Origin of the sequence: Roseateles sp. NT4, from assembly GCF_051857475.1 — a bacterium.
Taxonomy (GTDB): Bacteria; Pseudomonadota; Gammaproteobacteria; order Burkholderiales; family Burkholderiaceae_C; genus Pelomonas.
The window spans coordinates 1128582-1142093 of the sequence record NZ_JBPZGZ010000002.1 but is presented as its reverse complement, the minus strand read 5'-3'; the positions used below and the strand labels follow the sequence as shown (position 1 = coordinate 1142093).

Annotated in this window: 10 protein-coding genes; 7 read left to right on the top strand and 3 right to left on the bottom strand. The window is 69.0% G+C overall.

Annotation, left to right across the window (positions count from 1 at the left end; genetic code table 11):
• Window positions 1–206: 206 nt before the first annotated feature.
• Together ACS5PN_RS14995 and ACS5PN_RS14990 are read right to left on the bottom strand one after the other, a co-directional pair.
• Window positions 207–971, bottom strand: coding sequence for a metallophosphoesterase (locus ACS5PN_RS14995; protein ID WP_439464772.1), 765 nt, complete (start codon window positions 969–971; stop codon window positions 207–209).
• Entirely contained in the window at window positions 971–1732 is a 762-nt protein-coding gene (locus tag ACS5PN_RS14990; RefSeq protein WP_439464771.1) for a UPF0149 family protein, read from the bottom strand. Before ACS5PN_RS14990 ends, ACS5PN_RS14995 begins: the two co-directional genes overlap by 1 nt.
• 224 nt (window positions 1733–1956) lie before the next feature.
• Between ACS5PN_RS14990 and ACS5PN_RS14985 the strand changes: the two genes are divergently transcribed.
• The 5 genes from ACS5PN_RS14985 to ACS5PN_RS14965 all read left to right on the top strand — a co-directional run bounded on the left by ACS5PN_RS14985 (window position 1957) and on the right by ACS5PN_RS14965 (window position 10951).
• Window positions 1957–4485 (top strand): TonB-dependent receptor, encoded by a 2529-nt coding sequence (locus tag ACS5PN_RS14985; RefSeq protein WP_439464770.1) that lies wholly within the window; start codon window positions 1957–1959, stop codon window positions 4483–4485.
• 45 nt (window positions 4486–4530) lie between these two features.
• Window positions 4531–5781: an MFS transporter gene (locus ACS5PN_RS14980; RefSeq protein WP_439464769.1), complete on the top strand. Its 1251-nt coding sequence runs from the start codon at window positions 4531–4533 to the stop codon at window positions 5779–5781.
• Window positions 5778–7358 carry an alpha,alpha-trehalase TreF gene (gene treF, locus ACS5PN_RS14975; protein ID WP_439464768.1) on the top strand — a complete coding sequence of 527 codons (1581 nt, stop codon included), beginning with the start codon at window positions 5778–5780 and terminating at the stop codon, window positions 7356–7358. Before ACS5PN_RS14980 ends, treF begins: the two co-directional genes overlap by 4 nt.
• Window positions 7359–7416: 58 nt before the next feature.
• Window positions 7417–8100 carry a CAAX prenyl protease-related protein gene (locus ACS5PN_RS14970; RefSeq protein WP_439464767.1) on the top strand — a complete coding sequence of 228 codons (684 nt, stop codon included), beginning with the start codon at window positions 7417–7419 and terminating at the stop codon, window positions 8098–8100.
• 151 nt (window positions 8101–8251) lie between these two features.
• Window positions 8252–10951 carry an immunoglobulin domain-containing protein gene (locus tag ACS5PN_RS14965; RefSeq protein ID WP_439464766.1) on the top strand — a complete coding sequence of 900 codons (2700 nt, stop codon included), beginning with the start codon at window positions 8252–8254 and terminating at the stop codon, window positions 10949–10951.
• Window positions 10952–10958: 7 nt separating this feature from the next.
• Here the strand turns inward: ACS5PN_RS14965 and ACS5PN_RS14960 are convergent, their stop codons facing one another.
• Window positions 10959–11717 carry a helix-turn-helix domain-containing protein gene (locus ACS5PN_RS14960; protein ID WP_439464765.1) on the bottom strand — a complete coding sequence of 253 codons (759 nt, stop codon included), beginning with the start codon at window positions 11715–11717 and terminating at the stop codon, window positions 10959–10961.
• A gap of 121 nt (window positions 11718–11838) precedes the next feature.
• Here ACS5PN_RS14960 and ACS5PN_RS14955 point away from each other — a divergent pair, with 121 nt between their 5' ends.
• Together ACS5PN_RS14955 and ACS5PN_RS14950 are read left to right on the top strand one after the other, a co-directional pair.
• Window positions 11839–12273, top strand: coding sequence for a hypothetical protein (locus tag ACS5PN_RS14955; RefSeq protein WP_439464764.1), 435 nt, complete (start codon window positions 11839–11841; stop codon window positions 12271–12273).
• 6 nt (window positions 12274–12279) lie between these two features.
• Complete coding sequence (locus ACS5PN_RS14950; protein WP_439464763.1) at window positions 12280–13503, top strand: amidohydrolase family protein; 1224 nt, start codon at window positions 12280–12282, stop codon at window positions 13501–13503.
• The last annotated feature ends 9 nt before the right edge of the window (window positions 13504–13512 follow it).

Here is a 13512-nt window from a genome sequence, read left to right as displayed (position 1 = left end):
TTCGTAGATTGATTGGAACATTCTCCAATGTTCGGCAGCTTCGAACCGAGGCTGACTACCAAGAAGGTCAAGCAGGCCCTTGCTCGTCTCCAGCTTAATGGCGATACCGGCTTTCAGCCTGAAGCAGCAGTTGGTTTGAATTGACTACCCCTGCTTTCGCATTCCGGGCTTGGCCTCTGAGAAATCAGCTACCTAGCCGTTGAACCTCAAGCCGGGAACACCTCGAACACCCTCTGCCCATCGAAGCCATCGGCCTCGCCGCGTTTGCTGTGGCCGCGCGCGTTGCTGATGACGCGCGTGTCGCCAATGCGGTAGTTGTGGCGGCAGTGCAGATGTCCGTGGATCCACAGGCTGGCGTGCGGCAGCAGGTCTTCGTCGTCGTTGCAGAAACTGGCCGTGCCGGGCTGACGACCGTAGCGCGGGTCGGCGCTTTTCAGGCTGGGCGCGAAATGGGTGATGGCCACCGTCGCGTCCCAATCTCCCGTGCGCTGGAGTTCGTCGGCCAGCCAGGCACGCTGCTCCAGCGCCAGCACGCGCACAGCATCAACACCGAAGGGCTCCCCAAAGCGAGTCGACTGCATGACGTTCTGGAAATAGCCCCCCGCCCGCATCGCGCGATCGCGGCCCGAGGGGCCGAAGGCGTCGAAGTCGCACCAGCGCGTGCAGCCGACAAAGCGCACGCGCCGGCCTTGCGCGTCCGTCATGACGACGGACTCGTCGTCGAGCATGCGCAGGCCGACTTCCTTCACGTGGGCACGCAATGCCTCGCGCGCCTCGTCCACGTCGCGGCGGTCGTACTCGTGGTTGCCCGGCACGAAGAGCACGGGCACCGGCCAGCCGCGAAACAGCTCGAAGCTGCGCCAGGTCGTGTCGATGTCACCCGCCAGGATCAGCAACTCGGCGCCCGGCGCGGGCGTGGGAACGTAGCTCTCAGTCTCCAGGTGGAGATCCGAGAGCAATTGGAAGCGCATCAGTTGCTACCGTGGCAAACCTTGTACTTGCGCCCCGAGCCGCAAGGGCAAGGATCATTGCGCCCCACCTTGGGCGTGTCGCGCTTGATGGTGTCCACGCGGTAGCGCTCGGCCTCGGTCAGGTCGGCCAGGTCGGCCACCGTGACGACGAGTTCCTCGATGGCGTCGTCCAGGTCCTTCAGCGGATGCTCGCGGTTCAGGGTCGCGACGACTTCCTTCTCCTCCGCCGTCTCGGCCGGCAGGTGGCGGTACAGGCGGGCCATGGCCGCGCTGACGTCTTCGTTGGGCATGTCGGCCAGCTCGGGGAAGCACAGGGCCGCATGCTGGAAGCCGGCGACCCAGGGCATCAGGGCGCGCGAGATCGGGCCCAGCTCGTCGTAGCTGGCGCGGGCCGAACGCTCCTCGTCGGTGGCGTCCTCGGGCAGGGGATCGGGCTCCTGCTCTTCATCGACCTCCAGGATGACGGGGTCGAACCAGCCGTCCTCGACCAGGCCGCGGTTCAGGGCGGCGTGGCGGCGCTCGACGAGTTGGGTCAGCTTGTCCAGCCAGCCGGCATCCACGGTCTCGGGCAGCAGGCCGCCGTCGTAGTCAAAGATGTTGGGCAGCCATTCGTCGGACTCGATGAGGCGGGGTTGCACGATGACGCCGCAGAGGTAGCCGTCCAGCATGGAGGCGTCCAGCGGCTGCAGGGGCTCAGGCGTGGCGGCGAGGAGTTCGTCGAGTTCGGCGAACTCGGCGTCGGTGAGGTCTTGGGTGCTCATGGGCGCGGATTGTCGGGGTTTGCCCCGGTCCAACAAGCCACCGCATCAAAAACGACGGGCGGGTCCGATCGCAATCGATGTCATCGATGTCAGCGCCAAGCCACATTGGTAAAAACCCAAATGACATCGATAACATTTGCCATCAAAGTCCACTCCATCGAAAGTCGGCGACGGCCGCGACGGCTTTCGGGACGCAGAACAAACAACCATCACCGGAGACAACCATGCCCAGCTCCCACGCCGTGGCGCGCAACCGCGCCCCGCTGTTCCGCCTGCAGCTGATCGCCCTCGCCACCGCCAGCCTGTGCGGTGCCGCCTTCGCTCAGGAAGCGGCCAAGCCCGCCGCAAAAACTGCCGCTGAGGCCCCCGAGGTCAAGGAACTCGAAGCCGTCGTCGTGACCGGCACGGCCCGCCGCGAAGGCGTGCGCAAGCTGGAAGCCGGCTTCTCGATCACGACCGCGACGGAAGAACAGATCAAGCAGGCCGCGCCCACCAGCACTGCCGACATCCTGAAGACCGTGCCTGGCGTGTTCGTGGAAACGTCCGGCGGCCAGGCCGGCGCCAACATCCGCGTGCGCGGCTTCCCGACGCCGGGCGACGGCCCCTACTCGACCTTCCAGCTCAATGGCGCGCCGCTATATCACCTGCCCACGCTGAGCTTCTTCGAGCACTCGCAGCTGTTCCGCCTGGACGACACCATCGACCGCATGGAAGTGCTGCGCGGCGGCCCCAGCCCCATCTTCGGCAGCGGCCAGCCCGGCGTGACGGTCAACTTCATCCAGAAGGACGGCCGCAACCCTGAGGCCAGCCTGCGCGTCACCACCGGCACGGGCAACCTCAAGCGCGTCGACGGCGTCTATGCCGGCAAGCTCAGCGACCAGTGGAACATCATGGTGGGCGGCTTCTGGCGCGAAAGCGACGGCGTGCGCGACACCCAGTTCCCCGCCGACAGCGGCGGCCAGGCCAGCGTGGTGCTGAGCCGCAAGCTCGACAACGGCAGCCTGCAGCTCTATGCCCGCGCCCTGCGCGACCGCAACGCCTTCTTCACGGCCATTCCGGTCGTCGGCTCGGCGGACGGCAAGAGCGCGTCCAGCTATCCCGGCTTCGATGCGTTGAAGGACTATTTCTACGGCAACGAGCTGCGCAACATCGTGTTGGAGACGGGCCGCGCCACCGGCCGCACCCTTCCCAACGGCAAGCCCGAGATCCAGCGCACGACCGTCACCAAGGACCTGGCCGACGGCCGCGGTGCCGATGTGCAGACCTATGGTGCCAACTTCGACACCAAGCTGGGCGACTGGACGCTGACCAACAAGCTCAGCCACACGACCGGCGACACGCCGACCTACGCGCTGTTCTCGGGTGCGAATCCGCAGACCCTGTCCAGCTACATCGCCTCGCAGGTGACGGCCGCCAACGGCGATGCAGCCGTCGTGGCCGCTGCAGGCAAGGCCGCCGTCACGGGCACCGCCACCTTCACCAATGGCGGCGGCACCGTCGCCGGCAACACGCCCGTCATCGTCAACGGCATGTGGGCCGTCGACAAGGCGCTGCGCTCGACCAGCAACGAGACCCGCCTGTCGCGCGAGATCGCCCCGGGCAACAACCTGACCCTGGGCCTCTACCTCGCCAGCTACAGCTCGCACGACGTGTGGACCCTGGGCCAGGCCCAGCTGATGACGGTGCAGTCCCATGCCCGCCTCATCGACGTGGCCCTGGACAACGGCGTCAAGGCCTCGCGCAACGGCTATGTCACGCCGCCCTTCTCCTTCGACCTTGACGCGAACTACAGCGGCAACACCCGCGCCTTCTTCATCGCCGACGAGTGGCAGCTGACCAAGGAGCTGCGCGTGGACCTCGGCGCCCGCCGCGAGACCCAGCGCATCACCGGCACGATTGCCAACGTCAGCAGCGGCGACCTCGATGCCGACCCGACGACGATCTACAACAACAACCTGTCCTACTTCAACGGCACCAACACGTTGATCGACAGCAAGCTCAGCCGTTCGTCCTTCACCGGTGGCGCCAACTACGCCTTCACGCGCGACTTCAGCGCCTTCGTGCGCGTCAACAAGGGCCATCGCCTGCCCGACTTCGACGTGCTGCGCGGCCGCGGCGCCAACGAGACCAAGGACTCGGTCGAGGACATCACCCAGTTCGAGATCGGCCTGAAGACGGCCACCAAGCTCTACAGCGCCTTCCTGACGGCCTACGCCAACAAGCTGACCAACTCCCAGACCCAGCAGTTCACCAACGCCGGCAACGTCGTGCTGCGTCCCAACAGCAAGGCCACGGGCGTCGAGTTCGAGCTGGCCCTGCGCCCCGGCTATGGCTTCGAGATCGCGGCCACCGGCAATGTGCAGGATGCCAAGTACAAGGACTTCCAGCAGTTCAGCGGCAACCGCGTCGAGCGCGCGCCCAAGTTCCAGGCCCGCCTGACGCCGAGCTGGCAGACCCAGACCGGCTTCGGCCAGCTGCGCACCTTCGCCACCTTCAGCCATGTGGGCGAGCGCTTCGCCGACCAGACCAACACGCTGAAGCTGCCGGCCTACCGGACGATCGACGCAGGCGCCGTGTTCTCCATGGACAACGGCCTGGAAGTACGCCTGACCGGCACCAACCTGACCAACAAGGTCGGCCTGACGGAAGGCAACTTCCGCGTGCCGGGCCAGGGCGTGGGCCAGGACGGCGTCTTCCTCGCGCGGCCGCTCTTCGGACGGGCCTATGAGCTGAGCGTCGGCTTCCAGTTCTGAGGACGCGCCAAGATGGCGACGCCTGAACTCCAAGCCCCACTCGACATGACCACCACACCTGCAGTCTCCCTGTCGAGCGGCGGCCTGCGCATCAAGCTCGCCATCATCCTGACCTACATGCTGTTCGGCGCCCTGCTGAACAGCGTGGGCGCGGTCAACCTGCTGGTCGTGCAGACCCTGGGCGTGGCGCGCGCCGAGGCAGCATTGCTGGACGCGTGGAAGGACCTGCCGATTGCGCTGACGTCTTTCCTCGTTGCCTCGCTGCTGCCGCGGCTCGGGCTCAAGAAGTCCATGCTGCTGGCCCTGGCCGCCGTCGGCGCGGCCTGCCTCGCCATGCCGGTGCTGTCGGCCTTCTGGGCCATCAAGCTGATGTTCTGCACCCTGGGCGCGGGCTTCGCCCTGGTCAAGGTCTCGGCCTATTCCATGATCGGCCTGGTCACCCAGGACCGCGCCGGCCACGCGCGCTTCACCAACCTGCTCGAAGGCCTGTTCATGGTCGGCGTGCTGGGCGGCTTTCTGCTGTTCAGCCAGGCGGCTCATGCCGAAGGCCAGGGCTGGCTGCAGGTCTATTGGCTGCTGGCGGCATTTGCCGCTGGCGCCTTCCTGCTGCTGCTGGTCAGCCCGCTGGACGAAGGCCCCATCCGGTCGCCCAACACGACGCTGCGCCAAGACCTCGTCGCGATGGCACCGCTGCTGAAGCTGGCCCTGGTCGTCGTCTTCCTGCTGTCGGCATTCTTGTACGTGCTGATCGAGCAGGGCATCTCGACCTGGCTGCCCAGCTTCAACAATGAGGTGCTGCACCTGCCGGCGGCGATGAGCGTGGGCCTCGCGGTCATCATGCCGGCGACGACTGCGTTAGGCCGCCTGACCAGTGCCGCCGTCATCGGCCGCCTGGGCTGGTTTGCCGTCGTCATCGCCTGCCTGGTCGGCATTGCAGGCCTGATCCTCGTCGCGCTGCCGATGGCCCGAGGTGCGCAGCCGCTGACCGGCGACGTCGGCTGGTTCAACGCCCCGCCCGCCGCCTATCTGCTGCCGCTGACCGGCCTGCTGCTGGCACCCATCTACCCGGCCATCAACTCCGCCATGCTGAGCGCCCTGCCGCAGCGCCAGCACGCGGCCATGACCGGCCTCATCGTCGTCTTCTCGGCACTCGGCGGCACGCTCGGCAGCTTCATCACCGGCCGCCTCTTCGTCGCCTTCGACGGCACCACCGCCTTCGGCCTGCTGTTGGTGCCCGTCGCGGCGCTGGCGGTCTCGCTCACCCGGCTGCGCCGGCATCTCGCTTCGTCCACATGACTTCCCGTTCGCAGCGCCCGGGCGACTTGTTCGCCATCGCGCCCACCCATGCCGTCGCCCCCGCCCAAGCGGCAGCCGCGACGCCTCACGAACTCTATGGCGAGCTCTTCGTCGCCGTGCAGATGACGCGCGTCTTCGGCGATGGCAAGAGCTTTGTCGACGCACGGCCCAAGACTTCGCCCTCGCTGATCCGCGCCCGCTTCGAGGCCGAGCGCCGCCTGCCCGGCTTCTCGCTGTCCGACTTCGTGCACGCCCATTTCGAGCTGCCCGGGCATGACGCGCCGGTCGGCCCGCGCCTGGGCGTCCGCGAGCACATCCAGGCCCTGTGGCCGCTGCTGGTGCGCGAGCATGCCCAGGCCCAGGAAGGCGAGACCCTGCTGGCCCTGCCCCGGCCCTATGTGGTGCCCGGCGGGCGCTTCCGCGAGCTGTACTACTGGGACAGCTACTTCACGATGCTGGGCCTGGTGGCCGATGGCCGGCGCAACCTGGCCGAGCATATGCTCGCCAACTTCGCCCACCTGATCGCGACCCACGGCTTCATTCCCAACAGCAGCCGCAGCTACATGCTGAGCCGCAGCCAACCGCCGTTCTTCTTTCGCATGGTCGAACTGCTGCATGCGGACGACCCGGCCGCCGGCTTCGCCGCGCATCTGGATGCGCTGAAGACCGAACACGCCTTCTGGATGGCCGGCGAGGCCGCGCTGGTGCCGGGCAAGGCCCACCGCCGCGTCGTGCGCACGACCGATGGCGCCCTGCTCAACCGCTACTGGGACGACCGCTGCACACCGCGCGAGGAGAGCTGGCGCGAGGACGTGCTGACGGCCGATGCCGCTCCCGGCCGACCTCCCGCCGACGTCTGGCGTGACCTGCGCGCCGGCGCCGAAAGCGGCTGGGATTTCTCCGGCCGCTGGTGCGCCGACCCCGCCGACATCGCGACGATCGAGACGACAGCGCTGGCACCCGTCGACCTGAACGCGCTGCTGGCCGGCCTGGAGAACGCCATCGCGCTGGGCGCCGCCCGCAGCGGCGACACCGCCACGGCTCGCGCCTTCGAGGCGCGCTCGGGCACACGCCGCCAGCTGCTGCAGACGCGCTTCTGGCGCGCCGACACCGGCCATTTCTCGGATCTGAACTGGCGCAATGCCGCCGACCCGCGCCCGCTGACCGCCGCCGCCCTCGTGCCCCTCTACCTCGGCATGGCCACACCGCCCCAAGCCGACGCCACGGCCGCCCAGGTGCAGCGCCATCTGCTGGGCGCCAACGGCCTGCTGACGACGGCCCTTGTCACCGGCCAGCAGTGGGACGCCCCCAATGGCTGGGCGCCTTTGCAATGGATGGCGGCCCAGGGCCTGCAGCGCTATGGCCATGCCGCCCTGGCCCGCGACATCGCCGCGCGCTGGTGCGCCAGCGTGCACCGCGTCTATCTCGCCACCGGCCGGCTGCTGGAGAAATACGACGTCGCCGAGGACAGGCCCGGCGGCGGCGGCGAGTACGAGACCCAGGACGGCTTCGGCTGGACCAATGGCGTCTTCGTGGCCTTCAAGGATGGATTGCTCAAATCGACGGCAGCCCCCTGAGCCTTGGGGGGGCCGGGTCACCGGACCACCGTGACCTCGGGCTAAGCTGGGCCCCGACATGCCTGCCGACTCGCCCGCACTCAGCCCCGCTGCCCTCGCCCGCTGCATTCCCTTCTTCGTTTTCATGGCCTTCCTGGCCCTGCGCGGCTATCTGCCGGCGGACCTCGGCCTGGACTCGCGCTGGATCTACGGCGCCCAGACCCTCGTCGTCGCCGGCCTGCTGGCGTACTACTGGAAAGGCTATGGCGAGCTGGCGCGCCAGAACCTGCCCGAGGCCCGCGAGACCGGCTGGGCCGTCGTCGTCGGCATCGCCGTCTTCGCCATCTGGGTGCAGCTGGACGCACCGTGGATGCAGCTCGGCTCGGCGACGGCCAGCTTCGTGCCGCTGGATGCCGATGGCCGGCTGATCTGGCCGCTGATCGTGCTGCGACTCATTGGCGCGGCCCTGGTCGTGCCGGTGATGGAAGAGCTGTTCTGGCGCAGTTTTTTGATGCGCTGGGTACAGCATCCTGGCTTCGAGCGCGTCGACCCGCAGGCCGTCGGCATGAAGGCCATCGTCATCTCCACCTTCGTCTTCACGCTGGCCCACACGCTGTGGCTGGCCGCCGTCGTCGCGGGGCTCGCCTACGCCCTGCTCTACCGAAAGACCGGCAAGCTGTGGACGGCCGTCATCGCCCACGCGGTGACCAACGGCCTGCTGGGCATCTGGGTCATTTCGACCGGGCGTTGGGAGTTCTGGTGACCCCCGGCATGCCCCCTGGATCGCGGGGCCTGCGGTTCTAGGGAGAACCCTGAAATCCCACCGGGGCGCTTCCTACACTGCGCCCGCCCTGCGTCAACGCGGAGCCGTCAGGTGCGAAACAGCGCCGGTGCAGTCCAGACCAGGGAGTTCCATGCCTTTCAGTTCCCAGCGCCTGCGCGGCGCTTTGGCCAGCCTTTGCCTGACCGCCTTGTTGAGCGGTTGCGGCGGTGGCGGCAGCAGCCCAGCAGCGCCCACGCCCACTGCCCCGGCAGCCACCGGCCAGATCAGCGGCCAGGTGCTCAGCGCCACTGATGCCAGCCCGGTGCCCGGCGCGCGCATCACCGCCGCCGGCACCAGCACGGTCAGCGATGCCCAGGGCCGCTTCACGCTCGGCACTCTCGCGCCCGCCAGCGCCGTGGTGCTGCGCATCCAGGCCGACGGCCATCTCGACGCGGTGCTGCCGCTGCCCGTCACGGCCGACCAGAGCACCAACATCACCCAGCGCCTGGTTGCCGCCGGCAAGGCGCAGACCTTCAGCGCCGAGGCACCCGGCACCTTGCGCGCCGCGAACTCGCTGGCCAGCGTGGACCTGCCGGCCAACGCCTTCGTCATCGACGGCAGCAGCACTGCGGCCACCGGCACCCTCAGCGCACGGCTCAGCGTCATCGACCCCGCCCGCGACCCCGCCGCCATGCCAGGCCGTTATGTAGCCAGCAGCGGCCGCGCGATCGAGAGCTTCGGCGCCATCAACGTGGACCTGCGCGACGCCGCCGGCAACAAGCTCAACCTCAAGGCCGGCGCCACCGCCACCGTGCGCATCCCGCTGGCCAGCCGCTCGGCCACGCCGCCGGCCAGCGTGCCGCTGTTCCATCTCGACGAAGCCACCGGCCAGTGGGTGCAGGACGGCCAGGCCACGCTGAAGACGACCGTGGACGGCAGCTACTACGAAGGCACGGTCAGCCACTTCAGCAGCTGGAATGCCGACATGGAGATGGACACCATCTTCGTGAACGGCTGCGTCAACGACAGCGCCGGCAAGCCGACTGCCTGGGCGTATGTGCAGGCCACGGGCCTGGACTATTCCGGCATGGATGCCGCCGTGACCGACGCCGCCGGCAAGTTCCGCGTCGCCATCCGCAAAAGCTCGCTGGCCGAACTGGTGGCCATCGCGGGTGAACGCAACAGCTCCGCGCTGGCGGTCGGCCCGTCGGCCACCGATGTCACGCTGCCCAACTGCCTCGTGCTCACCGACGCCGCAGCGCCCAAGCTGCTCGGCACGCTGGCGGATCGCACCGTGGTGGCCGGCCAACGCGCCAATTTCCGCGTCAATGCCAGCGGCAGCGCATTGCGCTACCAGTGGCAACGCAATGGCGCCGACCTGCCCGGCGAGACCTTCGACACCTTGAGCGTCACCGCGCGCCTGGCAGACGATGGCGCCCGCTACAGCTGCGTGGTGCGCAACGGCCTCGGCCAGGTCACCAGCGCAGCGGCCCTGTTGCACGTCGACCCCGCCACGCTGCCGGTCATCACCGAAGCGCCGCACAGCGCCAGCGCCCTCGTGGGCGCCACCGCCAGCTTCACCGCCACGGTCGCCGGCAGCGCGCCGCTCAGCTATCAGTGGCAGCGCAACGGCGCGGACATCGCCGGGGCCACGGCGGCGACCTACACCACGCCCGCGCTGACGCTGGCCGACCAGGGCGCCCGCTACCGCCTGGTGGTGCGCAACGCCTACGGCAGCGCCACCAGCGCCGAGGCCACGCTCAGCGTCACCGCCTCGGTGCTGGCCGCGCCCAGCATCAGCAGCCAGCCCGCCGCGGTCACCACGGCACCCGGCCAGACGGCGAGCTTCGTCGTGCTCGCCAGCGGCAACCCCGCGCCCACCTACCAGTGGCTGAAGAACGGCACGGCCATCGGCGGCGCCACCTCGGCCAGCTACACCACACCCGTGCTGGCGCTGGGCGACAGCGGCACTCTGTACAGCGTGCGGGTCAGCAATTCCCAGGGCGAGGTCGTCAGCACGACCGCGCAGCTGACGGTGCAGGCGCCCAGCAGCACCGAAGCCGACCAGGCCAACCTGATGCGCCTGCTGGGCACCAGCGGCATCTGGCTGCAGGCCGCCAGCGCGCCGCTGGAAGTGAGCGACGACCAGGGCCGTGTGCGCAGCAGCGCCGCCGTCTGCCAGAGCGGCAGTGTCAGCACGACGCTGGGCGGCGTGACGCCCGCCGTGGGGCAGGCCCTGCCGGCCGGCGGCGTGCTGGCCACCCGCTTCACCGACTGCGTAGACGACGGCACCCGCTACAACGGCAGCGCCAGCGCCGACTACAGCCTGACCAGCCTGGGCTCGCCGATCAATGGCTCCGCCACCGTCACCCTGAGCGATCTGCGCATGGCCGATGCCAGTGCCGGCAGCGACTACACGGTGACGGGCAGCGCGGGCGTCAAGCTGGCCGGCCTGGTGGACGGCGGCAGCGTCGTGCAGACGGTCATCCTCACGCCGGTCGCCGGCAGTCGCATCGTCAACAACCTGCTGGCACTGAGCGCGACCGTGACGGGGGGCAGCCTCTCGGTCACCACCACGACGCGCAGCAGCGACCAGCGCCTCACGGAGACGCACTTCAGCTACGTCAACCTCGCCTTCGACGTGGCCGGCACCCCCTACGTGGCGGCGGGCAGCCTGGCCCTGGTTTTCAACGGCGCCAACGGTGCGCTGAGCAACGGCAACGGCGAGATCACGCTGTTCAGCAGTGGCGCCAAGGTGGGCCGGCTGTACTTCGGCAACGGCGGCCTGCAGATCGAGGTCAGCGGGCACGTGCAGCCGTTCGCGACGGCACGGGGGCGCGTGATGCGCTGAACCCGGTTCAGCTTCGCCGCCGGCCCAAACCGGTTCTCTCCAGGTCGCGGAAGGCCTCGAAGATCCACGACCTCAGGCCGATGACGACGCTGTAGGGCCGCTTCTCGGACGGCGGCAGCTTCTGGTCCAGCAGATGCTGGCGGGCAAAGTCGTCGGCCGCGCGCTGCAGCCGCTCGGCCAGCTCGCGCGCATGGCCGGCGCCGAACTCGCCGTGCACCAGGGTCAGCAACTCGCCGTCGCCGTCGAAGCCGCCGGCGAAGAAGTCGGCCATCACGCGCTCTCTGAAGAACTGCATGACCGGCCCCTGCGCCCGCCAGCGCAGGGTCTTGGCGACCTTGAGCTTGTAGCGGTTGTGCGGGCGCAGCTCGATGACGCCCAGGCGGTCCAGCTTGGCCAGCGCCGCGACGATCTCGGCCTCGGCCATGCGGTAGCGCGTCAGCATGTTCTCCAGCGGCCACTGGCTCAGGCAGCAGATGGCCACCAGCAGCAGCTTGGGGTCGGCCACCACCGCCTTCTCCTGCTCCAGGCTCAGCTCGCGCTGGGTCGGCGTCTCGCGCACCAGGCGGGCGGCCAGCTCGGCGAACTCCAGGCCCAGCACGCGGCAGATCTCGTCCACGCGTGACAGCGGCATCTCGCCACCCGGCGCCAGCATGCGCTTGACGCTGGACTCCGACAACTCCAGCTCACGCGCCAGCTCGGCATAGCTGAGGCCGCGCGTCTTCAACTCGGCCTTGATCAGGGCCACGAGGGATTGCGTGCTCGACATGGGTGCCAACGGTAGCGCATGACGAACCGGCGCAGATCGTGGCGCGCTACTGCATGCGATTTCCGGCGGTTGGCGGCCCGCAGGCCTCGAGCATCGCGGCCCTCAACACCTCTGCACGCCGATGAAGACCCTGTCTGCCCTTGTCCTCGCCGCCCTGACATCCGCCGCGAGCGCGCAAGCGCCCACCGGCTCCGACTACATGGCCTGGTCGCTACCCACCTTCGTCCTGTCCGCGACGATCATCGACGCCAGCGGTGTGCCCATGCAACTGACGCCGCAAGGGCTGCTCGCCACGAGCACCGTGCTGACCGTGTTGGGGATCTACGAAGAGGGCCATGGCTTCAGCTGGCTGCTGGAACGGCCCGCAGATGGCGCCCGCTTCAGCGTGCGCATGTCCGGCCGCCTGGCTGAAGGCACCGCCCTGGCCCCAATGGGCGTCGTGTTCCTCACGGCCTGCAGCGCCGGCGGCCTGCTGTCCGTCGGGGAGCGCGTGGTGGGCTTCATTCCCAACGCGTCGGGCAAGGCACTGCTGCATCACGAACGCATCAGCGGCTGAAATCCCATGCTCACCCGACGCCATCTCCTGTGCTGCGGCGCCGCCGCCGGCCTGTTCACCTCCCTCGCCGGCCCGGCCCGCGCCGGCCTGCTCAATGCCTGCCGCAACGGCATCCCTGAAGACTTGAAGCCGTTGCTGGCCCGCACCTTCGACGGCCTGGACCCCACCCAGCTCTGGGACGTACACACCCATCTGCTCGGCACCGGCGACTCGGGTTCGGGCTGCACCGTCAACGCCCAGCTCAGCCAGTGGTGGCACCCGGTGGAGATGCTGCGCAAGCGCTTCATCCTGAACGCGGCCTGCGTTCCGGCCGATGCGCCCAGCGTCGACCGCGCCTATGTCGAGCGGCTGAAGGCCCTGGCCGACGACTTCCCGGCCGGCGCGCGCTGGATGCTGTTCGCCTTCGACCAGGCCTGCGACCAGGCGGGGCAGCCGAAAGCCGCCCACACCACCTTCCATGTGCCCGATGCCTATGCCGCCGGCGTCGCCGCGGCCCATGCGGATCGCTTTGCCTGGGTGGCCTCCATCCACCCCTACCGGCCCGATGCACTGGCACGGCTGGACCACGCCCTGGCCCACGGCGCCGTGGCGCTGAAGTGGTTGCCGTCCAGCATGAACATCGACCTGCGCGACCGCCGGCTGCGCCCCTTCTACGAGCGCCTGGCCGCCAGCCGCCTGCCCGTCATCGTGCATTGCGGCGAGGAGCACGCCGTGCCCGGCGCCAGGCGCGACGAGCTGGGCAACCCGCTGCTGGTGCGCGCGGCGCTGGAGCAGGGCGTGCGCGTCGTCATCGCGCATTGCGCGTCGCTCGGCCTGGCGCTGGACCTGGATCGCAACCGCCCCCACGAGGTGCCGGCCTTTTCCCTCTTCGAGCGGTTGATGGACGAGGACTGGGGTGGGCTGCTGATGGGCGACATCTCCGTCGTGCTGCAGGCCAACCGCAAGCCCGAGGTGGCACGCACGTTGATGATGCGCGAGGCTTGGCACTCGCGCCTGCTGCATGGCTCCGACTACCCCCTGCCCGGCATTCCGGCGGCCATCCGCCTGCCGGCCCTGGTCAGCGCCGGCCTGATTGCAGCCTCCGACGCCGCCCCGCTGGAGCGACTGCGCGAGCACAACCCGCTGCTCTTCGACCTGGCCCTGAAGCGCCTCGCGAGCTGGCGCGGCGCCCGGCTGTCGGCATCGATTTTTGCGACTCGACCCCACTTCGAGCGCCCGGCGGTGTCATGAAGCGCTACT

Excerpts from the sequence above, each read along its gene's own strand:
- ACS5PN_RS14995 (WP_439464772.1), bottom strand. The coding sequence starts at position 971 with ATGCGCTTCCAATTGCTCTCGGATCTCCACCTGGAGACTGAGAGCTAC.
- ACS5PN_RS14990 (WP_439464771.1), bottom strand. The coding sequence starts at position 1,732 with ATGAGCACCCAAGACCTCACCGACGCCGAGTTCGCCGAACTCGACGAA.
- ACS5PN_RS14985 (WP_439464770.1), top strand. The coding sequence starts at position 1,957 with ATGCCCAGCTCCCACGCCGTGGCGCGCAACCGCGCCCCGCTGTTCCGC.
- ACS5PN_RS14980 (WP_439464769.1), top strand. The coding sequence starts at position 4,531 with ATGACCACCACACCTGCAGTCTCCCTGTCGAGCGGCGGCCTGCGCATC.
- treF (WP_439464768.1), top strand. The coding sequence starts at position 5,778 with ATGACTTCCCGTTCGCAGCGCCCGGGCGACTTGTTCGCCATCGCGCCC.
- ACS5PN_RS14970 (WP_439464767.1), top strand. The coding sequence starts at position 7,417 with ATGCCTGCCGACTCGCCCGCACTCAGCCCCGCTGCCCTCGCCCGCTGC.
- ACS5PN_RS14965 (WP_439464766.1), top strand. The coding sequence starts at position 8,252 with ATGCCTTTCAGTTCCCAGCGCCTGCGCGGCGCTTTGGCCAGCCTTTGC.
- ACS5PN_RS14960 (WP_439464765.1), bottom strand. The coding sequence starts at position 11,717 with ATGTCGAGCACGCAATCCCTCGTGGCCCTGATCAAGGCCGAGTTGAAG.
- ACS5PN_RS14955 (WP_439464764.1), top strand. The coding sequence starts at position 11,839 with ATGAAGACCCTGTCTGCCCTTGTCCTCGCCGCCCTGACATCCGCCGCG.
- ACS5PN_RS14950 (WP_439464763.1), top strand. The coding sequence starts at position 12,280 with ATGCTCACCCGACGCCATCTCCTGTGCTGCGGCGCCGCCGCCGGCCTG.